Annotated in this window: 17 protein-coding genes; 10 read left to right on the top strand and 7 right to left on the bottom strand. The window is 61.8% G+C overall.

Annotated elements, in window-relative coordinates:
* Positions 1 to 272: 272 nt before the first annotated feature.
* The 7 genes from BV034_RS01215 to BV034_RS01245 all read left to right on the top strand — a co-directional run bounded on the left by BV034_RS01215 (position 273) and on the right by BV034_RS01245 (position 8488).
* The gene (locus BV034_RS01215; protein ID WP_050023306.1) at positions 273 to 1658 is read left to right on the top strand and encodes a dicarboxylate/amino acid:cation symporter; all 1386 of its coding nucleotides are present in this window, start codon (positions 273 to 275) and stop codon (positions 1656 to 1658) included.
* 239 nt (positions 1659 to 1897) lie between these two features.
* The gene (gene rseP, locus BV034_RS01220) at positions 1898 to 3406 is read left to right on the top strand and encodes an RIP metalloprotease RseP (RefSeq protein WP_050023308.1); all 1509 of its coding nucleotides are present in this window, start codon (positions 1898 to 1900) and stop codon (positions 3404 to 3406) included.
* Positions 3407 to 3451: 45 nt separating this feature from the next.
* The gene (ispG, locus tag BV034_RS01225; RefSeq protein ID WP_050023310.1) at positions 3452 to 5242 is read left to right on the top strand and encodes a (E)-4-hydroxy-3-methylbut-2-enyl-diphosphate synthase; all 1791 of its coding nucleotides are present in this window, start codon (positions 3452 to 3454) and stop codon (positions 5240 to 5242) included.
* Positions 5243 to 5337: 95 nt separating this feature from the next.
* Complete coding sequence (trmB, locus tag BV034_RS01230; protein WP_050023428.1) at positions 5338 to 5931, top strand: tRNA (guanosine(46)-N7)-methyltransferase TrmB; 594 nt, start codon at positions 5338 to 5340, stop codon at positions 5929 to 5931.
* Between the two features lie 272 nt (positions 5932 to 6203).
* Positions 6204 to 6686, top strand: coding sequence for an Rrf2 family transcriptional regulator (locus BV034_RS01235; protein WP_050023311.1), 483 nt, complete (start codon positions 6204 to 6206; stop codon positions 6684 to 6686).
* Between the two features lie 128 nt (positions 6687 to 6814).
* Positions 6815 to 8014, top strand: a complete 1200-nt coding sequence (locus BV034_RS01240) for a hypothetical protein (RefSeq protein ID WP_265592503.1) — start codon at positions 6815 to 6817, stop codon at positions 8012 to 8014.
* A gap of 18 nt (positions 8015 to 8032) precedes the next feature.
* Positions 8033 to 8488, top strand: a complete 456-nt coding sequence (locus BV034_RS01245) for a hypothetical protein (RefSeq protein WP_050023315.1) — start codon at positions 8033 to 8035, stop codon at positions 8486 to 8488.
* Between the two features lie 819 nt (positions 8489 to 9307).
* On the opposite strand, the gene BV034_RS01250 is transcribed toward BV034_RS01245, so the two are convergent.
* Both BV034_RS01250 and BV034_RS01255 read right to left on the bottom strand, forming a co-directional pair.
* On the bottom strand, positions 9308 to 10021 hold the full coding sequence (locus BV034_RS01250) for an ATP-dependent Clp protease proteolytic subunit (protein ID WP_081887498.1): 714 nt from the start codon (positions 10019 to 10021) through the stop codon (positions 9308 to 9310).
* A 142-nt stretch (positions 10022 to 10163) separates the two neighbouring features.
* The gene (locus BV034_RS01255; RefSeq protein ID WP_050023317.1) at positions 10164 to 14273 is read right to left on the bottom strand and encodes a tetratricopeptide repeat protein; all 4110 of its coding nucleotides are present in this window, start codon (positions 14271 to 14273) and stop codon (positions 10164 to 10166) included.
* A 238-nt stretch (positions 14274 to 14511) separates the two neighbouring features.
* On the opposite strand from BV034_RS01255, the gene BV034_RS01260 reads away from it, so the two are divergent.
* Positions 14512 to 15813: a PQQ-binding-like beta-propeller repeat protein gene (locus BV034_RS01260; RefSeq protein WP_050023319.1), complete on the top strand. Its 1302-nt coding sequence runs from the start codon at positions 14512 to 14514 to the stop codon at positions 15811 to 15813.
* Between the two features lie 329 nt (positions 15814 to 16142).
* On the opposite strand, the gene BV034_RS01265 is transcribed toward BV034_RS01260, so the two are convergent.
* Positions 16143 to 16586 (bottom strand): hypothetical protein, encoded by a 444-nt coding sequence (locus BV034_RS01265; RefSeq protein ID WP_050023321.1) that lies wholly within the window; start codon positions 16584 to 16586, stop codon positions 16143 to 16145.
* Between the two features lie 131 nt (positions 16587 to 16717).
* Here BV034_RS01265 and BV034_RS01270 point away from each other — a divergent pair, with 131 nt between their 5' ends.
* Positions 16718 to 17572 carry a TIGR02587 family membrane protein gene (locus tag BV034_RS01270; protein ID WP_050023432.1) on the top strand — a complete coding sequence of 285 codons (855 nt, stop codon included), beginning with the start codon at positions 16718 to 16720 and terminating at the stop codon, positions 17570 to 17572.
* 48 nt (positions 17573 to 17620) lie between these two features.
* Entirely contained in the window at positions 17621 to 18013 is a 393-nt protein-coding gene (locus BV034_RS01275) for a TIGR02588 family protein (RefSeq protein ID WP_050023324.1), read from the top strand.
* A gap of 26 nt (positions 18014 to 18039) precedes the next feature.
* On the opposite strand, the gene BV034_RS01280 is transcribed toward BV034_RS01275, so the two are convergent.
* The 4 genes from BV034_RS01280 to BV034_RS01295 all read right to left on the bottom strand — a co-directional run bounded on the left by BV034_RS01280 (position 18040) and on the right by BV034_RS01295 (position 22215).
* Positions 18040 to 18678 carry a DUF4412 domain-containing protein gene (locus tag BV034_RS01280; protein ID WP_050023326.1) on the bottom strand — a complete coding sequence of 213 codons (639 nt, stop codon included), beginning with the start codon at positions 18676 to 18678 and terminating at the stop codon, positions 18040 to 18042.
* A gap of 512 nt (positions 18679 to 19190) precedes the next feature.
* Positions 19191 to 20228 (bottom strand): AAA family ATPase, encoded by a 1038-nt coding sequence (locus tag BV034_RS01285; RefSeq protein WP_081887501.1) that lies wholly within the window; start codon positions 20226 to 20228, stop codon positions 19191 to 19193.
* Positions 20225 to 20857 carry a nicotinamide riboside transporter PnuC gene (gene pnuC, locus BV034_RS01290; RefSeq protein WP_050023328.1) on the bottom strand — a complete coding sequence of 211 codons (633 nt, stop codon included), beginning with the start codon at positions 20855 to 20857 and terminating at the stop codon, positions 20225 to 20227. Before pnuC ends, BV034_RS01285 begins: the two co-directional genes overlap by 4 nt.
* The gene (locus tag BV034_RS01295; protein WP_050023330.1) at positions 20854 to 22215 is read right to left on the bottom strand and encodes an AMP-binding protein; all 1362 of its coding nucleotides are present in this window, start codon (positions 22213 to 22215) and stop codon (positions 20854 to 20856) included. Before BV034_RS01295 ends, pnuC begins: the two co-directional genes overlap by 4 nt.
* Between the last annotated feature and the right edge of the window lie 7 nt (positions 22216 to 22222).

Raw genomic sequence — 22222 nt, forward strand, 5'->3', positions numbered from 1 at the left:
GGCCACGTACAAAGCGACTTTGTTTGTTCAATTCCCGAACCCTCACCCTAACACCTTGGGTTGTAGGGCGACCGCCTCGGTTGCCAAGGGGTTGGGAATGCACAGGAACGTCTCGCCACTTCCGCTGAAACCTTCGGCCCGGGACGGCGTTGGAGTCAGCCGTCCATTTTCTTTAATGGAAAAGTTTTACGCCTCACCTATCTGATGCGGCCCCGGCTTCTCCCCCGGCCGAATCTTCGTTTCCTCACCCTCCCTGCTCAACACTGCCAACCATGACCAGCCCTGCCGCCGCCCTCCCCACGCCGGGAGCCAGGAAACCGTTCTACAAGATCCTCTACGTCCAGGTCATCATCGCCATCGCCCTCGGGGTGCTGCTCGGACATTATTTCCCGGGCGCAGGTGTCGCGATGAAACCCCTCAGCGAGGGCTTCATCCGGCTGATAAAAATGCTGATCGCTCCCATCATTTTCTGCACCGTGGTGGTGGGGATCGCCGGTATGGAAGACATGAAGAAGGTGGGCAAGACGGGTGGTCTGGCCCTGCTCTACTTTGAGGTCGTCAGTACCGTGGCTCTCATTCTGGGGCTTGTGATCATCAATGTGGTGAAACCTGGTGTGGGCATGAATTCAGTGCCCACTGCGGCCAATGTCGCCTCGGTGGCGCAGTACACCGAGCCTGGGAAAATGAAATCCACCACGGAGTTTCTCCTCAACATTGTTCCGAGCAGTGTGGTGGACGCCTTTGCGAAAGGGGAGATTTTGCAGGTGTTGCTCTTCTCAATCTTGTTTGGGTTTGCCCTTCACCGGTTCGGTGGGCGCGGCACTTTGGTGTTCGACTTTATTGAGAAGACCTCACACGTGCTCTTTGGCATCGTGGGTATTGTCATGAAGGTGGCCCCCATCGGGGCCTTCGGGGCCATGGCCTTCACCATCGGTGAGCACGGGTTGGACTCCCTGTATTCCCTTGGGAAATTGATGGCGACCTTCTATGCCACCTGTCTCCTCTTCATCTTTGGGGTGCTGGGACTCATCACCAAGTATCACGGCTTCAGCATCTGGAAGTTCATCAAGTACATCAAGGAAGAGCTCCTCATCGTGCTGGGCACCTCCTCTTCGGAGTCCGTGCTGCCCCGTATCATGGCCAAGCTGGAGAATCTGGGGGTGCAGAAGTCCACGGTGGGTCTCGTGGTGCCTACGGGCTACTCCTTCAACCTGGATGGCACCTCCATTTACCTGACCATGGCGGCGGTTTACATCGCCCAGGCCACGAACACTCCGTTGGACCTTCAGCACCAGATCACCCTGCTGCTCGTGCTGCTCCTGACTTCCAAGGGAGCCGCCGGAGTCACCGGGAGCGGATTCATCGTCCTCGCCGCTACGCTCTCGGCCGTCGGTCATGTGCCGGTGGCCGGACTGGCGTTTATCTTGGGGATTGACCGCTTCATGTCCGAGGCCCGGGCGCTGACCAATCTTGTGGGCAACGGCGTGGCCGCCATCGTGGTGGGCAAGTGGTGCGGCGAGGTGGACGAGACCATCCTGCACCGCCGCCTGAACAACGAGACCGAGGTGGAGGCAAGTACCCCTGAGGTGGTCCTGGACCGGAAAGAGGCCCACATGGCCGCGGATGATGCCGTGCCCCCCACGGCCCCGCAGCCGTAAGCTGAGGTGGGAGGCGACGCGATTCAGTGGGCGTCCGAAAAATGGCCCCCCAGTCCCCTTTCTGGCATCCGATCAATGAACACAATGCCCGATGAAGGCTCCAACTCCGGCGTGACACCCCTCCCAGACCGGGCTGGGGACGGCTCACTTGGCCCCTTGATAACCCTGCTGCTCCCCCTGAACTCCTGCTTTGCACGCCCCCAGCGCGGGTGCTAGACTCCCTTTCCCCTCATCCTTCTATGGAATCAGTCCTCAACGCCCTCCATTACGCCGGCATCATCTTCCTCGTCATCATGGTGTTCAACCTGATGATCCTCGTCCACGAGTGGGGCCACTTCCTGGCAGCACGCTGGCGCGGGCTGAAGGTGGACAAGTTCCAGATCTGGTTTGGTGCGCCCATCTGGAAGAAAACCTACAACGGCGTGCAGTACGGCCTGGGCTGGATCCCCGCCGGCGGTTTCGTGGCCCTGCCGCAGATGGCACCCATGGAGGCCATTGAAGGCGGTAGCGGTGAGCGCGAGCAGCTTCCCCCGATCAGCCCGCTGGACAAGATCATCGTCGCTTTCGCCGGTCCTCTCTTCAGTTTCATGCTCGCCTGTTTGTTCGCCGTCGTGGTGTTCAATGTGGGCAAACCAGAGCAGGAAGGCATGGTCACCACCACAATCGGCTGGGTGGCCCCTGACAGCAACGCGGACAAGGGCGGACTCAAGCCCGGTGACAAGATCCTCGAAATCGACGGTCGTCCGGTGAAGACCTTCGGCGGCTTGGTGGACAGCGTCCGCTGGAACGTGGTCTCCAGTGAGAACAACCCCATCCCCTTCCTTGTGGAGCGTCCGGGCGAACCCAAGCCGCTGCTGGTGCCGGTGACCGCAGAGATCGTGGAGAAAGAAAAGACCTCCTTCTTCTCCTTCCTCTTCAAGCGCAAGCAGCTTCGTGAGGTGGGCATCGCCGGGAAGCAGACGCCGATGGTGGCGGGCACCCAGGAAAACAGCCCGGCCGCCGAGGCGGGCATCCAGGCCACGGACCTCATCACCTCTGTGGACGGGAAGGAACTGCTGAGCCTCTACCAACTGGGCGACTACATTGAGAAGAACCCCAGCAAGCAGCTGGAGCTGGGCATTCTGCGCGACAAAGGCAAGCCGACCGAGAAGTCGCTGACCGTGCACGTCACGCCCCGCCAGCCGGACATCCGCCCGGATGACGACAAGGGCCGCCAGCTCATCGGCGTGATCTGGGACCAAAACGGTCTGCGTCAGATCTCCCACCCGCGTCCATGGACGCAGATCCGGGACGCGCTCAAGACCATGGGCGCCACCATCTCCGCCATCATCTCCCGCAAGTCGGAGATCAACATGGGCCATCTGAGCGGCCCTATTGGTATCGGCCGCGCCTATTACACCCTGTTGGACGATCCGTATGGCCTGCAGCGCGTGCTCTGGTTCAGCGTCGTGCTGAACGTGAACCTCGCCGTCATGAACCTGCTGCCCTTCCCTGTGCTGGACGGTGGACACATCACCATGGCGCTCTTTGAGTGGATCCGTCGCCGCCCGATCAACATCCGCATTCTGGAGGTGGTGCAGATGGCCTGCGTCTTCCTTCTCCTAGGCTTCATGGTCTTCGTGAGCATGAAGGACGCTGGCGACATGGTCGGTGGAGGCAAAGGAGACAAACGGGAGGCCAAGCAGGAATATCGCTTCCTCCCAGCCAATCAGCGCCAGACCGGTGCCGCTCCCGCTCCTGGCCAGTAGCGGCCACTTGTCCCTCGCCCCTCTTCCCTTATCCCTCTACCCGTAATGCACCCGCTTCAGTACTGCCCCGATCTCTACCACTACCAGCGCCGTGAAACCCGGGAAGTCCGGGTGGGCAAGGTGGGCATCGGTGGCGGTAACCCGATCCGGGTGCAGTCCATGCTTACCTCCGACACGCGCGATACGGAGGCCTGCATCCAGCAGACGCTGGAGCTCGTGGCCGTGGGGTGTGAGATCGTCCGCATCACCGCCCAGACGCGGCCCATTGCGGAGAATCTCCAGAACATCAAAGCAGGCCTTCTGGCCGCTGGCTGCGATGTGCCGCTGGTCGCGGACATCCACTTCAAGCCCGACGCCGCCATGGAGGCCGCCAAGTGGGTGGAAAAGGTGCGCGTGAACCCCGGCAACTTCGTGGACAAGAAGAAGTTCGCGATCCGCGAGTACACGGATGACCAGTACGCAGAGGAGCTGGGCCGCATCGAGGAGGAGTTCATCCCCCTCGTGGAGCTCTGCAAGTCCAAGGATCGGGCCATGCGCATCGGCACCAATCACGGCTCCCTGAGCGACCGCATCATGAACCGGTACGGCGACACGCCGCTGGGCATGGTGGAGAGCGCCCTCGAGTTCGCCCGTGTGGCGCGCCAGCAGGACTATCACAACTTCGTCTTCTCCATGAAGGCGAGCAATCCCAAGGTCATGATCGAGGCCTACCGCCTCCTCGTGGCCCGGCTCAATGATCTGGGCGGCGACTGGAACTACCCCATCCATCTGGGCGTGACCGAGGCGGGCGATGGCGAGGACGGCCGCATCAAGAGCGCTATCGGCATCGGCTCTCTCCTGGCGGACGGCATTGGCGACACCGTGCGCGTGAGCCTGACCGAGGACGCGGTGTATGAGATCCCCGTGGCCCAGACCCTGGTGCAGCCGTACAATGACGGCGTGCCCGCCCGTTTTGAAGGTGTGGCCAATCCGCCTTCGGTCAGCTACGATCCCTTTGAGTTCGAGCGCCGCCAGTCCTCCGTGCTCAAGGTGAATGGCGTGAGCGTCGGCGGCCACGAGACCATGGCCGTCTTCACCAGCCGACGGAAGTGGGATGCCGTGGCGCACAAGATCGACAAGCTCGGCGACTTCAAGCCCGAGGTGGTGGTGGAGGACAGCGAGGCTGTTGCACTCGATCCCCGCGACGATGCCGCCATCGCGTATGTCAACAGCTCCACGAGTCCCTGTCTCGTGACGGTGAAGGACGGTGTGAACCTTCCGGTGATCGCTGCGTTCCGTCTGCTTTCCTCACGATTGGAGCCCCGGCATCCGATCCTGCTCAAGGACACGTTTGAGCCTGCCACGGAGCCCAAGACGGACTTCGTGCCCACGCTGCTCAGCGCTGCCACGAACATCGGGTCCCTTCTGTGCGACGGCATTGGCGATGCCATCCTGGTGCAGGGTGAGGAGGCCCCCGGTCAGTCCTTCCGCATCTCCTACAACATCCTCCAGGCCGCTGGCACCCGTATTTTCAAGACGGACTATGTGGCCTGCCCGAGCTGCGGCCGCACGCTTTTCAATCTGCAGACCACCACGCAGAAGATCCGCGCCGCCACCGGTCACCTCAAGGGCGTGCGCATCGCCGTCATGGGCTGCATCGTGAACGGTCCTGGTGAAATGGCGGATGCCGATTTCGGCTACGTGGGCGGTGCGCCGGACAAGATCAACCTCTACGTCGGCAAGACCGCCGTGAAGTTCAACATCCCGGAAGGTGAGGCTGTGGAGCGCCTGATCGATCTGATCAAGGAGCACAATCGCTGGGTGGATGCCCCCACGGCCCCGGTGGAAGCGGCCTGATTCTGACCCTGATCCCGATTCTGATTTTGTAAAAGCTTGCTGCTCCGCCCGCCGCCCCTTTGTGGGACCGGGCCAAGGCAGCTCTGACATCCGGCATGACCCCTGTTTTTGTTCCCGAAGACTACTTCCAGCATCACGATCCCCATGCGCTCTTCCCCGAGACGGGAGACCGCCCCCTCGAGCTGGATCTGGGCTGTGGTGACGGCACGTTTCTGATCGAAATGGCCACCGCCCACCCGGAGCGCAACTTCCTGGGAGTGGAGCGCCTGATTGGCCGCGTGGAGAAGACCGCCCGCCGGATTGAGCAGCGGGGGCTGAAGAACGCCCGCGTGCTCCGGCTGGAGACCACCTACACCCTCGGCTGGCTGCTCGCGGCGGGCAGTGTGAGCCGCCTGCACCTCCTCTGCCCGGACCCCTGGCCCAAGAAGAAACATCACGGCCGCCGCCTGCCCAACAGCACCGCCTTTCTAGAGTCCATCGAGCGAGTCCTCGTCCCGGGAGGGGAATTCCTCCTCAAGTCCGACGACCTCCCGTACTACGAAAACGCCCTCGAAGCCCTGACCCAACGTCCCGCCATGACCCGCCTGGACTGGCCAGACGGGGCGTTCTTCTATCCCATCACCGATTTTGAGAAACAGTGGATGGCCCTCGGGAAACCGATTTTTCGGGCGAGATGGAGAAGGGCATAGAACTCAACAATTAGGAATGGTGAATTAGGAATTAGGAAGGAGCTACCCTGACCGGAGCTTCCACGCAGACGGGAAGGCGGTTCGGCATTCATCATTTTCACTGCCTCTGTGGTTGAACTTCAACGTTCTCCCACCCTGTCTCTCCAAAGTTGCCCGAAAGAGGCGGGTTATGCGTACCTTGGCCCAATCCATGCTTGGCATATCGCAAGCGACGCTCCCACGTCTGCGCAAGCACCGCAAAAGTGCATGCGTAATTCAACTTATGCCTCAACATGGAACTCAGCCGTTTCAGCGACTACTCCCTGCGCGTACTGATGTATGCCGCAGCGCGCGAGCATGAAAAGGTAACCCTAAGTGAACTGACCCAGGCTTATCGAGTCTCACACCACCATCTCGTCAAGATCGTCCACTACCTCGGCAAGCTGGGATACCTCAGCAACCGCCGCGGCCGGAGTGGGGGAATTCGTCTGGGCCGGGCACCGCGCGACATCAAGGTCGGCGATGTGATCCGCAGCACAGAGACTCATTTCAATCTTGTCGAATGCTTCGACCCCGCCAACGATCTCTGCAAGCTCTCCCCCACCTGCCGTCTGCGCGGGGTGTTCCGGGAGGCGCGGGATGCGTTTCTGGACGTGCTGGATCACTACACGCTCGAGGACCTGGTGATGGACGGCAAGCCGATCCTGCGCCTGCTCAGCCCCAGTCCGGGTCATGGCTACGTCGCGGGCGCGACACTGAACGGCACGCATCCCTGAGGACTGCGGCGGCGGGCTGGCGCGCGCGAGTTGTTTCCTCATGCTGCGTGGTGTTTCTCGCCTGCAATTTACCGCTTTCTGCTGCGGAGCCTGCGCCGGCGGAACCGTGGAAGACATCTTCGGATCCCGTGGCCAGGCTCTGGCAGCGGGTGCAGGGTGGGCAGGTGAAGCTCCTGGTGGAGGGGGATGAGAAGACCTTTCTACAGGCTGTGCTCAAGGAGCTGGATGTGCCGGTGGCCTCGCAGGTGCTGGTATTCTCCAAGACCAGCCTGCAGAACGCGCTGATCGGACCGATGCGGCCGCGGGCGGTTTATTTCTCTGAAGAGGTGTATGTCGGTTGGGTGCAGGGCGGCCTGATTGAGATCATCGGCATGGATCCGGAGACGGGGCCGCATTTCTACACCTTGAGCCAGAGAGGTGGCGCGGCAGTGGGTTATCGCCCGGAACTTGCAACGGATGAGCAGTGCCTGAGCTGCCATGAGAGCTCGCGCACCGGCGGGGTGAAGGGCATGCTGGTGCGCTCGGTGTTTGCCGATGCCTCCGGGCAGCCCATCCTGAGTGAAGGGAGCCACGTCACCACGCATGAGAGTCCGCTTTCGGAACGCTGGGGTGGCTGGTATGTGACGGGTCGCCATGGCAAGGATAGGCACATGGGCAATGCCATTGCCAAGGAGACCGGGGCGGGCGTGCAACTGGACCGGGAGCGAGGAGCTAACATCACCTCCCTGCAGGACATCATCTCCACGCAGCCTTATCTGACGAAGACGAGCGATCTCGTGGCCCTCATGGTGCTGGAGCACCAGTGCAGCACCCACAACCTCCTGACGGAGGCGGCCCGCAGCACGCGTGCCGCCATGGCCCGCCAGCGGGATCTGCAGAAGGCTTTCAATGAACCCGTGACAGAGGTGCCGCAGGGCTCGGCCCAGAGCGTGATCCGCAGCCTGGCGGAAAAGCTGCTGCGTCAGATGCTCTTCGTCGATGAGTACACCTTGCAGGATGATGGCGTGGAAGGGGACGTGTCGTTTCAGGACGCCTTCCGGCGCAACCGCCAGGAGACAGAAGAGGGTCGCTCGCTCAAGGACTTTCAGCTCCGCACCCGCCTCTTCAAACACCGCTGCAGTTACATGATCTACTCGCGGGCATTTGAGGCCCTGCCCCAGCAGATGAAGGACGAATTCTACTCCCAGCTCTGGCAGGTTCTGCGCGGGCACGATGGGCGGGAGAAGGAGTTCGCCAGCCTGTCTGAGAGCGAGCGGGGGCACATCCGTACCATCCTGCTGGCCACCAAGAAAGACCTGCCTGCGTACTGGCGCGAGCAGACGCCCTGAGTCATACTCGCGCCCATCATGCGCCGTTTTGCCCTCTATGCTTTTGTTATCACCCTGCTATGGCTGGGGTTTGTGTGTGCCATCAGTTTTGTGGAAGCCCCGTTGAAGTTCAAAGCGCCGGGCGTGGAGTTGAAGCATGCTCTGAGCATCGGGCGGCTGGTGTTTCATGCGCTGAATCGGGTCGAGTTGATTTGTTGTGCGTTCTCCTGGTTCCTGATGTTGCGGCTGCGGGTGGTGCGCACGCGGGGCAGCGTGGTGTTGCTGGCGATCATCACCGCCGTGCTGGCGTTTCAAGTTTGGGGCCTCATGCCCGCCCTGGATGTGCGGGCCAAAGCGGTGCTGGCAGGGGAGATCGTGGCTGCCTCCTGGCATCACAACGCCTACATCGGTCTGGAGTTTTTGAAGGCCGCGTTGCTGGGCGTGCTCGCTGCTGCGCAGATTCAGTCTTTTGCTCGTGCGGTGTTGTCTGAGTAGATAGGAGTCTGGCCCGCTAGACAAAGTAGAAGCGCCGTCCCGGCTCTTTTGAGGTAGTAGGGAGAGGAAGAGGCGGTTGTGGAGACGTGTGAAGACCAGACCGCCGCAACTCCTTCGGAGTAAAAACCTCCAACACCGTACCCAACGTAGACTCGCTGGAAGCTCGCCAACGTTGGGCTTGTAGCCCCATCCTCTTCGAGGAAGAACTTCGACTGAGCAAGTGGCCGCCAAGGAACCACCTGGAGGTTCCCATCTCAGTTCGAAGTTGATCCCCAGCGGGGATCTCTAACACAGCCCAACGTTGGACGAGCCCTAAGCGAGTCAACGTTGGGTACCTCCGCGGAGGAGGATCAGGTGGGGAGGCCGACAGCATCCGCTTTCTCCCCTCTGCCATCAACGCCTCCACGTCAGGCGGATGCGATGTCATGCACTGCGCCTGACATTCGCGGCAAGATGCCGCGAACAGCACGCAGGGATGCGTGCGCTCCCCGAGCTTCCCAGGCAAGGCCATTTTGAGAAACGGCCAGACCACGTTTCACCACCCCCGAGGTTCCTTGGCAGGCACTAGCTGAAGCGTCTGCAAGCTTCGCCTATCTCGCCGATGTCGCCATGTTTCGACAGACCCTAGTCATCCCGCGCAGGACGCTGCGGCCTGCCCAAAGGCCCGAGCACGTCTAACCCCACCCTTGAGACGCCTGTACGGAGCGCTCTCTTCACACCAACAAAAAAGCAGGCCCCTTTCGAGACCTGCTTTTGCATGTTTGAATAAACTTCGTTCGTTGAAACAACTTCAACTCCCGACGGAGCATTAAACCAAGACTACACGGAGGTCTGCGGAGACACATCGCCGCCGCCATTGCCGCCGCCGGTGGCTTCTTTCACGACTTCCATGACGGGAGTGAACTCCTTCTTGTTGTCGAGCACCTTGTCCACCAGGCCGTAGGCCGCGGCTTCCTCACCGCTCATGTAGTAGTCGCGGTCGGCGTCACGCTCGACGGCTTCCACAGTTTTGCCGGTGTGGTGGGAGATGATCTTGTTCAGACGGCGCTTGAGGCGGTACATGAACTCCACGGTGCGCTCCACATCGCTGGCCGTGCCCTGGGCACCGCCGCTGACTTGGTGGATCATGATGTGGGAGTTCGGGAGTGCGTAGCGCTTGCCTTTGGTGCCGGCGGTCAGGAGCACGGCGCCCATGCTGGCAGCGATGCCGATGCAATAGGTGTTCACGTCACAGGTGACGAACTGCATGGTGTCGTAGATGGCCAGGCCCGCGGTCACGGAACCGCCAGGGGAGTTGATGTAGATGTTGATGTCCTTCTTCGGATCCTGCATCTGCAGGAACAGAAGCTGGGCGATCACGATATTGGCCACCTGGTCATCAATGGGGGTGCCGATGAAAATGATGCGGTCCTTGAGGAGGCGTGAGTAGATGTCATACGCCCGCTCCATGCGTCCCTCTGCCTCAATCACGGTAGGGATGATGTAGTTGGTCGGACGCTGAATCATGGTGGGGAAATTGGCGGTGGTTGACATGGTGACGAATGAAGGGGGTGGTGGAGGTTTTGTCAAACCCAGCGGAATCGGGTCTGGGCTCTGGAGAGAGCCCTTCATCTAGCAGTACGCCGGGCTCGCGTCCACGGACGGGAGGGGCACAAATTCCCCTCCCGGGCCGGATTTACTGCCCGCTGGCCGGGGCCTCCTCCCATTGCAGCGGCGGATTCCACGAGCGGCGTGCGGCCTCCCAGGCGTCATGAAATGCGCCGTAGTCCGAGGCCGGGAATTCTCCCGTCCTCGCCTGAAAATCAAAGTCCATCGTGACGGTGCCGTCGTCCGCGACCGCAGAAGCGAGATTCCAGGTGGTGAATTTGGAGTCTCCCTTTTGCGCCAGGGCCGCCATCGTCTCTGTGCGGAGCTTGGCAGGGAGCTTCCAGGTCAGCCGGGACTTCATCTGCATCGGGTAGAGGAATTCGAACCTGGTCTTGCGGTCTTTCACATACTTCGTCGCGAGGTAGTCGTCCTCCCAGCAGGAAGGCAGCGTGGCCTGCCGCCCTGTTCCCGTGATGGAAATGGCATCGCGCACGCGATAGGTGGTGAAGAGCCGGGCCGGCATCTCCGGATCCTCTAGCGCCTCAAAGCGGAACGATTCCACCTGGATGGGGCCAAACTGTGCGAGGATGGCCTGGATCCTGTCACGTTGCTCCTTGGTTGTCAGGCCGGTGAAGTCGTCCCGGATGGCAGAGGCATAGTAGCCGGTGAGTTCCAACTGATCCTCCACCAGCCAGTCGCGATCACTGATGGAGACGTTCCGGCGATTCTCCACGACGCAGCTTCCTGCGGGCACGAAACCCCGCTTGGCAATCAGTCGGGGCCCGGCCGGGTCCAGGATCAAGGCGGCACTGTGGATGGCTACATTGGACGGGTATTTGGAAAGGCTAAGCGTCTTGTTTGTGGGATCCAGCAGCCAGTCTTTCCCCAGGGCAGGCACGTGCACCACCATGTGGTTGAACTGGTCCAGCGAAGGCAGGCTGGGCTCTGTTTCCCAGTCGGTGTTCACCAGGGCCAGGTGACTGGGCACATCGGCCGCTTTTAGGAGCAGATGCAGCAGCAGGGCGTGGTCCTTGCAGTCTCCGTAGCGGGAGCGGAGCGTGTCCGCGCCGGTATTGGGCCGCCGGGCCCGCACACCGAACTCGATGGCCTTGTAGCCGATCTCTTTCTGGACATGTCGTGCCAGGGCCGCCACCCGGGCCTTGGGATCTTTGATCCCCTCCACCAGACTTGCCGCCAGTTCTTTGATCTCCTTGCTCACTTCCAGGCGGTCCTGGATCTGCTTGAGGTAGTCTTTGCCCACAGTGGACCAGTCGCCTTCCTCGCCGCCGAGCCAGAGCATGGGGCAGAGCTGCTCGACCCACAGCGAGTAGCTCTCCGTTTCGGTGATGCCTTGGGGCGGCACGACCCACGCCAGGAACTTGTCGTCCTTCATGGTCTGCACGTTTTCGCCCTGGGCGAAACGGAACTTCACACCAGGGGTCTCACCCGTGACGAAGACGGCCTCTCTAGCGACCGGGGCTGAGCTGGCGAACACCCGGCGGGCGAACTCGAAGTGCGTGGCGGTGGAGAGGTCCTCGATGGTGATTTCACACTCGATGGTGCAGCCGGGCTTCACTCCTTCCACCTGGAGATGCAACACCCGGTCGGAACTGGCCGTCCCGTCGTGAAGGTCACGCACATAGGCGTCATCCACCGTCGCCCGGGAGACCAGTGCGCCGGCACTGTCCCGCACTTCCAGCCGGTTCATGAAAATACGCTCGGCCAGCGGGTTGAAGGAATACTGCAGCGAGCTGAGATCCTTGGCCCCCTGGTTGTCCAGGACCTTCACCTTCCGGTACAGCGTGCGACGGGCGGGCTTGCCCTTCGTGTAGTGGTACCCGGTGGTCCGTACCAGGGAGATGGTGGACTGACCCTCTTCGAAGTCGTCGGGCACCTTCAGCTGATCCAGCGCAGAGAGGACCTCCGGCGGGGTCTCCACCGGTGGCAGCATCTGCTTGATGTCGGAGTTGTCGCCCTGGCCGAGCGCCGCGGAGGCGGAGCGGATGGCGTTCTGCACCTCGCTGTCTTTGGGGTTCTTCTGCGCGGCCCGCTCAAAGGTCTGCTTGGCATCCTTGTACCACTTCCGGCCCATCTGGCTCCAGCCCAGGGCCATGAGGGCGCGGGAGGATCCAGCCTCGTCCTTCAGCACCTTCTCCGCCACCTCGGCCGCCCGGGTGTGTTCCCCCGCCTCATTGCAGTATTCGGCCAGGTCGTACGCAGAGCGTTTGTTGGCAGGATCAGCCGCGAGTATTTCCTCAAACTGCTGCAGGGCCAGTTTGTGATCGCCACTGGTGAAGACGGTCTGCGCCAGCCAGCGTCGCACGTTCAGGCTGGGGCGTCGGGCCAGCCAGGCTTCACCGGAGTGGATTGCGGTCTTGTAGTCCTCCTGCTCGATCAGCAGGTTGATCCAGGCCAGCAGTTCGTCTTCATCCTTCAGCCCTTTGTTGAGCAGCCCCAGAAAGTGTTTTTCTGCCTGCTCGGTCTTTCCTGTCAGGACGGCGAGCCGTGCCCTCCGGACCTCCAGTGGCAGGTGGTCGGTGAACTTTCCATCATAGGCTTTGTAGTATTCCAGAGCTTCCGCAGCTTGTTTCGCCTTTTCCAGGGCGTTCCCCATGTTCTCCAACATCACGGGGTCGGTGTGTGTTTGCTCGAACCCTTTCTTAAACCACCGCACGGACTCGGGGTATTCCTCCCGGGTAAAGTGGTACAGGCCGATCTGGTTGCAGGCGGTCCCGTAGTCGGCCAGGGCTTCTTTGGCCACAGCTGGGGCGGCCCCCCGCGGTTCATGCAGCTCCACCGCAGACACCGCCGTCTCCACCTTCTGGAAGTCTCCCTTGTCCTCGGTGGCCCAGCCAGCGACCATCACCGCGCCAGTCGGCCAGTGGGCTACTCGAACCAGGTAGCGGTACCCGGTACCATCGTCCTGTTTCATCTGGTGCCTTATCTCCAGTCCCGAAGCAGAACTGCCGGCGTCCGGGGGAGTCCACGACTTCTCCGAGCTGTTCTGGTTTTCACTGTCCGTAGGGTAGGTCAGATTGATGGTGGCGAGCAGGGCTCTGGCCGCGGCATCGAGATTGACCGTCCCTTCCTCAAACCGCAGGGGCACCACCACAAACGCCTCCAGATGCCGTTGGGCGGAGAAATCGGCAAGACGCGTCAGCTCTGAGGGGACGGACCACTTGTTCCACATGCCGGGCTCCAGGTGGGTGGCGTATCCCAGCTCTGGTCTGGTCTGGTCCTTGGCCGCCTCGCCCAGGATTTGTTCTTTGTTGAGCACGCGGAAGGAGCTCATCATCGTGCTGGCCTGCGCCTTCACTTTTTTCTCATGGTGGTCCATCCCCCAAAAGAGAACCTGCCAGCAGCGGCCGCCATGCACGGCCACCCATTGGTCGTAGTACAGATTCATCTGTACTCCCTCGGGCCTGCTGACGGTTTGAATCCGTGCAAACTCCAGCCCGTTCAGCTGAACTTTCTCCTGAGTTTGCGTTGAGTTCTTGGCACCGGAAAGGGCCCCGATCTTCACCGTCTCGCTCAGATCCTCCAGGGTGAGCCCCATACCTGTTTCTTCCGCGATCACGATCATGAAGACCTCCGAATTTTTGAGCCGGAGGGCCATGCAGGACAGCTTGTTGAGTTGCTTGGGATTCGGGATTTCCCACCAGGATTCGTCAGCGGTGACGGAAAAGTTGAACTGCTCGTTTTTTATCTCGCGGGGGCCTCCTGTGGCAATGCCCGAGGGTGAGTCCCCGTCACGGTCTTGAATCTGTTTCGCAACGTTGATGGCCGTGGTGACGCCTATGCTCAGGACGATCACGGTGGACAGGACAATGGCCCAGATCGCCTGGGCCCGCCCTTGCCGGTAGCGGCTGGAATCATAGAGGCAGAGGCCAACGATCCCGACCGCCAGGCCGCCGATCATGATCACCGCCACCGTGAAGCTGACGATCATCTGCAGCACATCGTTCCTGATGCCTGTCAGCAGAGTGACAAACCGGATGCCAGACGAGAGCGCCCAGGCGATCATGACGAGCAGGAGCGCGGTGACGCACAGCGTGCTGGTGGTGGGGCGGCGCATGATCTGGGTGCACCGGATCACGCCGAACGCCGTCCCGAGTGCCGCAAACACAGAACCGGCGATGGCACCTGCCTTTTCCGCAGTCTCAAAAGTCTCCGTCAGTAGGAAGGGGGTAAATTCCATGGTGCCCCTTCTAGCGTGACCCTGTGTGCGTAGGCAACTTGGTTTTTCCGTCTTTTTAACAATCACCATCCTGTTCCGGGCCGGTGAATTGACAGGGTCAGCGGCATCTGCCGCTGCACGACCCAGCGGTGCCCGCAGGCATCAGGATGAAAGATTTGCCGTCTTGGCGGTGATGACTCCCTGGCCGGCGGGCGCTGACTCCGTCCGGTCGTCTGCAACCTCTGGCTTCTCCCCCCCAATGCACCACCGGTTCACTCCTGCTTCTCGTTCGCTGTCACTGCTGGCCCTGGTGGCGGCGGTGAACCTTTGCGTCGCTGCCATTCACCCCGTCAGGGCCAGTGGCACGGAGGAGTGGCCCCGCTTCCGTGGACCGGAAGGCAATGGCACATGGAATCCGGCAGGACGTCCTGTAGATCTGGCGGAGTCTGAGCCCCGGCTGCTCTGGAAGGCAACGCTGGGCGGCGGCTACGGCGGTGTGACCGTGGCCCAGGGGAATGTGTACGTGATGGACCGCCAGTCCGGCTCCGGCAAGGCGGAGGTGGAGCGCATTCTCTGCTTTGACGGGGCGACCGGCAAGGCGCGCTGGGAACACTCCTATCCGACGAGCTACGACTCCATGGACTACGGCAACGGACCGCGGGCCTCGGTGACGGTGCACGAAGGACGCGCCTATACCCTGGGTGCCCGAGGAGTGGCCGTGTGCCTGGATGCGATCACCGGCAAGGTGCACTGGCAGGTGGATCTGGTGAAGGACCACGGGGGCGTCATTCCCACCTGGGGGTTTTTGCGGCCTCCCCCCTTCCTCTGGAAAGACACCGTGCTGCTGCACTGCGGCGCCCAACCGAGTGGCAGTGTCGTGGCCCTGGACCGCCACAGCGGGCGCGAGCGCTGGCGCGGTGGCAGCGATCCCGCCGGTTACTGCACTCCCATGGTGATCCAATCGCCCACGGGTCCGCAGCTCATCCAGTGGGGGCCCAAGCATATCACCAGCCTGAACCCGGACTCAGGGGCGGAGCACTGGCGCTTCCCCTATGAGATCACCTACGGCGTCTCCATCGCCCAGCCCTTGTACCATGAGGGGCTGCTCTTCGTGTCCGGCTACTGGCACGGCTCCCGCGCCCTGCGTCTGGGGGAGAAGGACGTCAAAGAGGTGAACCTCGCCTGGAGCGAGGAAAAAACTCTGTGCGGCCTCATGAGTCAGCCCCTCTACAAGGACGGATACGTGTATCTCCTGACCAAGGCGGAGGGCGTCATTTGCTTCCGCCTCCAGGATGGCAAGGTGCAGTGGAAGGACGGTCATCAGCTGACGCCCAAAGACCGCAACCCCCAGATCAGCCTCGTCTGGCTGGACGAAAAACAAAACCTCGCCTGCGGCCTCAATGCCAGCGGCGAGCTCTTCTACGCCCGCTTCACCCCCGAGAAGATGGAGGAACTCGCCCGTCATCAGATCATCGGCAAGACCTGGGCGCATCCCGCCTTTGCCGGGAACCGCGTGTTCGCCAGGAGCGACTCTGAGTTGCGGGCCTGGCAGGTTTGGTAGGTTGGTTTGAAGTTTGAAGTTTGAAGTTTGAAGTTTGAAGTTTGAAGTTTGAAGTTTGAAGTTTGAAGTTTGAAGTTTGAAGTTTGAAGTTTGAAGTTTGAAGTTTGAAGTTTGAAGTTTGAAGTTTGAAGTTTGAAGTTTGAAGTTTGAAGTTTGAAGTGGCGCGTTATCTCATGAACCCGGAGGGTTCGTCATACCCTACCGCTCCGCGGTAGAATGTGAACCTTTGCAACCACAGGTAACCCTCGCTACACTCGGTCGACCTGTGGCTATTCATGTTGAACCCTCCGGGTTCGGATCCCACAACTTACCTCTAACCATCCTGCCACTTACCACTCAAGATCGCCCCGCAACATGAGCCGCTGCTCCGCGTCCTGCACCTGGGACGCGAGAGCCCGGGCTTCCCTTAAATGCTCCTCCAAGGCCTGTTGTCGTCTCAGGCCTTTCGCGGCACGGGCCAGGGCCTCGTGGGCGTAGCCGAGGTAGAAGGGAGTGTCCTCCCTGGCGAACTCCAGGGCCTGGAGACCGTGTTCCCAAGCCTCGGCATGCCGGCCGGCCACCGCGCAGGCCCGTGAGACCAGCCAGTGGCCGATGGAACGGTTGCGATCCGTCACGTCCGCACGCTGGACCCAGTGTTCCAGCGACTCCTGGGCCAGACGGACCATCTCGGCGTCCTCCTCCTTGCTGCGTTCCGGTTTGACCAGCAGGTCCCACGTGAGATTGAAGCACTCCGCGGAGCGCCGGATGCGATCCTGTTCTTCGCTGGGTTCCATGGATGAACCAGGTCCACCACAACGGTGCGGAGGTGACAAGGGTGTTTTGCGCCAGCCTGCATCCATGCTGGAGCTTGTCCGCGATGTGTAGGTGAACAGGAGAAATGGTCCGCCGCGGCCCCAAAACACTTATGAGCCGTCGTGCCAGTGCAACGCACAAGCCCGCCCCCCGTGGTACAAGCCGCCATTTTCTCCGTGCACTGGCCCGGGCCTTTGCGGGGGCGATCGTGTTTGGACTGCCTCTGCTCATGACCATGGAGATGTGGTGGCTGGGCTTTCACGCAGATCGTGGGCGCATGGCTCTCCTCTTCATTCTGTCCCTCCCACTGCTGGTGGGACTGTCGCACTACTCGGGTTTCGAGCCCACTTTCGGCTGGGTGGATGATGTGGTGGACACCTTTGTGGCCTGCGCCGTGGGTTTTGTCTCCAGCGGGGTGATCCTGCTGCTCTTCGGGCTCATTGAGCCCGGCATGGCGGCCAGCGAGGTCATCGGGAAGATCGGCCTGCAGACCCTCCCCGCCAGCATCGGCGCCCTCCTCGCCACCGGACAGTTCGCCTCCCCGGAGGAGCGGGAGGCGGATCAAAAAAGATTCAGGAAATATCAGGGCGAGCTCTTCCTCATGATGGTGGGGGCGATCTTCCTGGCCCTGAGCATGGCCCCCACGGATGAGATGATGCTCATTGCTTACATGATGACCCCGACTCACGTGCTAGGATTGATCTTCCTTTCCCTGGTGGTGATGCACGCGTTCGTGCATGCCGTGGAGTCTTCTGGGAAAGCCTATGTACCCTCCGGCACGCCGTTCTGGAGCGTGTTCCTGCGCATCACCATTCCCGGGTATGTCATCGCCCTGCTCATCAGTGCCCTCATCTTGTGGGCGTTTGAGCGCACCGACTCCTGTGGCCCTGCCACATTGATGGGCAGTGTCATTGTACTGGGCTTCCCTGCCGCCATTGGAGCAGGTGCCTCCCGGCTCATTATTTGACGGGTTCATCTTGCCGCCACCCCATCATCCCAAGCTCAATCCGAATCCATGAATGCCAAAACTTCGTCGCCCATCCCGCCCGCTGAGTGGATCGTCGCCGGCATGGGGCTCCTTGTCTTCACCGCTGTCCTGGGGCTTATGGTGTGGGATGCGGTGGCCGGAGATCAATCGCCACCCCGCATTACGGTCGAGGTGGACTCCATCACCCGCAGCGGGGACGGCCACCTGCTGAAGTTCCGCGCTCGCAATGACGGTGGCGAGACCGCCGCTGAAGTGGTAGTGGAAGGGGAGCTGCCTGCGTCAGGGGGTGAGACTGAGACGGCCAGTGCCACGCTGGACTTCCTGCCCGCCCACTCAGAGAGGAAGGGCGGGTTCTTCTTCAAAGCCCAACCGGAGCGGGAAACGGTGCGCCTGCGGGCGAGTTCGTTCCGCGAACCCTGACGCTGGGCCGCCGTTTCCCCGGCACATCAGTCCGCGGCCCGGGTGATCGTGTAGCCTGCAGGTGCCCGGAAGGCGGAGTCGGGAATCTCCTCGAACCGCACCGATTTCACGGTGGTGATGCAGGGGAAGCTTTCACTGCCGGTGCAGCTTTTCAGGATCATGCCATCCATTTCCGGCGGCAGGGCGGTGGTGTCGCTTGCAGATTTCACGGTGGCCAGCTCGGCCTTGATGCGGTCGTAGTCCGGGTAGGACTTGGCCACCCAGAAGGTGGACTTCATGCCGAGCACTTCCATGGTGACCACGACGCAGTCGTAGCCATTGACCTTCTCGGTCAGCCCGGTGACGGTGTACTTTGGGACCATCGGCGGTGTGGTGGTGTTGTCAGCCGCCGCTGCGGGCTGGCGCATGACGGTCACCTCGCGTGCCGGGTGCATGACCGTCATCACTTCCCGGTCCTTGGTGTTGGCAATTGTGCTCAGCTCTTCGCAGATGTCAGCGCGGACCATGCCGCCCTGGATGCGCATCACCGTCTCATTGCGGGCTTCAGATCCCTCCACCGTCTGCTCAAGCACCAGCCCGGCCCGCAGAGGACCAGCGGTGCAGAGAATCGCGGCACTGGCCACAGCCATGCCGAGCAGGGGGCGGAGGATTGGGCTCGTCTTCATACTCCTTGCATTTGGGTTTTCCGTGGTTTGTGACGGATTACGTCTGGCCATGGATCGCGGATGGAGAAAAGGGCGGCAGATCCTCTGTAGGTTTCTGATCAGTCTCCCCGGAGGTCGGAGTCCATCGATGAGCTCGGCATCAACGTGTTATATAGGAGGATGCGGCCGCTTTGACATCGTCGTTCGGCTGTCCCAGCCGTTCAGGAGGTCGGAGGGAAATGCGCACTGAGTCCAATGCGGAAACTGGACAAGCATGAAGCTGACGGGCCAACCCTTCGCTCCCACGCGGGGCTGGGAACCCCCGCCTCCTTTCAGCTTCCAGGCCTGCGGTACGTAAAAGGAGGGAGGGGCATTCCTATCCCGGTCGGACGTGCGGTCCTGACGCAGCAGACCTCATTGCGATCAAGAGCCCAACGCGGCGGCCTCCTCCGCTTCCAAAGCCGGTTGGCACAACCGGACTACGCGGCGGGTGGCAGCTGAAAGTAGTGCTAGTCTCGTATGCGGGACTGTGACTACCTTGCTTGGCGCAGGCACGCATCTACCTGCTCCATCCGCTCCTGCACATCTCCCCGCACCTCCACCCATGTCGCGCCCATGGCGGTAAGTTGTTCCTCGTACCAATCATGCTGTTGTTGCCGAAACGCCGTGTCCCGCCGTGTCCCATCCTGGTCAAAGGGGATGTCCGGGGCACAGAGCACGTACAAGTCGTACTTCCGCTTCGCCAGAGTCCGCAGCTCTGGTTCGGCACGGCCGTGATCTTCCAGGCAGTAAAACAAGGTGGTCAACGGTGAGGTGTCGCAGAACAAATAACGGTTTGCCCTGCCGGCGGCCTCTGCTTCCCGGGCCACCTGCACCACTCCGATATGCAACAGATCCTCATACGACAGGTGCCCGCCCTGGTCCACCCAGAGCTCGCGGCCGTACTCCGTGACATGCAGCGTGTCATATTTCTGCGCCAGCGCGGTGGCCAGCGTGCTTTTGCCGGAGGATTCCCCGCCCAGGAGGCAGATGCGTTTCACAAAGGAGGCATAGACCACGGGGGACAACCACTGCCGCAGGCCATGGGGATCTGCCCGCAAGGCGGTGCCGCTCACGGGCAAGATGCTGCGACCTGGATCCACGGGCACGTGAACCACCTCGGCATGGTCGGCATCAACTTCATCTCGGAAATAACACGTGAGCTCCGCGGCGAAGCCGTCGCCATAGCTTTCGCTTGTGAACACGGCATCCACGGTAGTGTGCAGCACCTCCCGGCACCCCTGGCCGACAAACCGGCGGTGCCGCGATTCATCGGGATCGTCATTGGGCGGCGGCACCAGACCCCAGGGGTTGTCCGCTCCCAGCACGATGCGGGTGGTTTCTGGAAACAAGCTCTCCAGCCACACCGCCCGCTTCTCTGGTTCACAGCCCGGGAACTCCGGTACGGTGTAGCTCAGTACCACCACGGTTTCGCATTCCGCCAGGGCACGGCGGATCACAGCCTCATGACCCTTGTGCAGCGGGCAGAGCTTGCCCACCACCAGACCACGCTGAAAGCGGCGCGTGATCATGCGACAGCAGAGGCAGAACCGGCCTCCGGATTGGATGTCGCCCCGCTGGCTTGTTGCGTCCGCAGCAACTGGTGCCAGTACCGCAGGGAAATCACCGCATTGATCCAGAAGGCGAAGTACAGGCCTGCGGTCACATAGAGTCCGCGGCTTGCAAAGAGCGGTACGGAGATCGTGTTCACCACCAGCCAGCACCACCAGTTCTCCACCCGACGGCCCACCAGAAGGAACTGCGCCACCACGCTGAAGGTCAGCACGGTGGAGTCCCAGTAGGGCGCATAGGCATCGGTGTAATGGTGCAGCATGAGCCCGTAGGCCCCCGCCACGGCCAGGGCTGCCATCACCAGGACCAGACCCATCATGGGCGGCGTGCGGCGGATCGGCAACTCGGTTGGGGACAGGCCCTTGTTTCCTCCACGCAGCCATCGCCACCAGCCCAGGGCACTGGCGGCGATGAAGAAGAACTGCAGCGCCACGTCGGCATACAGTCTCGCATCATAGAACACCTGGGCAAACAGCGCGCAGCCCAGGATGCCCGTCCACCAGGTGTGTACGCTGTTGCGTCCCGCCAGCAGGATGGACAGGGCGTTGACGGTGTTGGCGGCGATTTCCAGGATCAGATCCAGATTCATGAGGTAGCGGGATCGGCGAGATCCGAGGTGTATTGGATGACCTTGCCATCCAGGAAGTCTTGTTGTTCGATGTGCAACCGCAGGCCGTCGCCAAGAATCGATTGCAGGATCTGCCGCAGTTGGGTGTTCAGAGAGTCCATGCCGGCATGACGGAATGTCACGGCTCCGTCCGTTCCCTGATGCACCGTCCACTGGGGCAGGGCCAGCGGGCGGAGGGCGTGGGTGATCTCGATATTGTTGATCCACGAACCCGAGGTGGTTCGATACCTCACCGGGGGCCGCCCCTGCAAGCCCACCAGCACTGGCTCCGGGCCGCGGAAGTCCAGCGCCGCGTGATCGCCGGTGCGATATCTCAGCAGCGGCAGACAGAAGTTGAAGCCGCCCGTCAGCGTCACCTCGCCGCGTTCGCCTGGGGGCAGGGGGCGGTCTTCGTCATCCAGGATCTCCACATACATGCGCGGTTGCAGCAGCACATGCCCGCCTGAGTTGGGATCTGCCACGGCAATAGGTCCTGCCTCGTTCATGGAGTACAAATCCAGCACTGGGCACTGGAAGCGCGCCTCCAGTCGCTGACGGAGACCGGGCAGCAGCGTCATGGAGGTGCTCAGGAGCGCACGCGGCCGCCAGGTCACCGGCAGGGTGAGGAGCTCGGCAAAGGAAATGGGATCTCCTGTGTACACCTCCGCCTTCAGGTCATCCAGATACTTCGCCCGGTCTTCAGGATCACGCCAGTCGTCCGGGTGGAGGTTGATCTTGGCCAGCCCCGCCTCATTCATCGTGGGCGTCACGGAGACATAGGTGAAGCACTTCTTCTGGTGACCGATCAGCACCACCCCCACCTCACCCGCGCCGGCCAGGAGCGTGATGCCAACGCGGCGCAGCGCCCGCTTGTGAAAGGCCAGGTACGAGGCCGCCACCACGGGGTGGGAGGCCAGCAGCAGGGGGTGCCCGCTCGTGCCGCTGGTGCGGAAGTTGATCATCCGCTCCACCGGCACGCTGTCCGGCACGAAGGCCGCAATGTCCCGGCTCAGGTCGGCGCGGGAGACGGAGGGAATGTCCTCGAACCTTACGGGTGGCACCCCCTGCCTGCGGTAGTGCGGCACGTCGGCATAGGTGCTGGCGGTGAACTCCTCCAGCCAGCGCGGCGGTTTCCCAGCGCGCCAGTCGATGGCGGCCGCGGCGACCTCGCTTTCAAAGGCCCGCACGCGCGCCACTTCCTCGGGCAGCAGGCGGTTGCCGCTTTCATTGCGGTAGATGGGAGCATGGGGATGCTCTTTCAGAAAACTCAGCAGGCGCTGCCCCGCCGGTGTCAGGGTGGGGTAGCGGTCCAGATCAGTGGGCTGGGGATCGGCGTCCATGCGGAGA

It is taken from the genome of Verrucomicrobium sp. BvORR034 (genome assembly GCF_000739635.1).
GTDB lineage: Bacteria > Verrucomicrobiota > Verrucomicrobiia > Verrucomicrobiales > Verrucomicrobiaceae > Verrucomicrobium.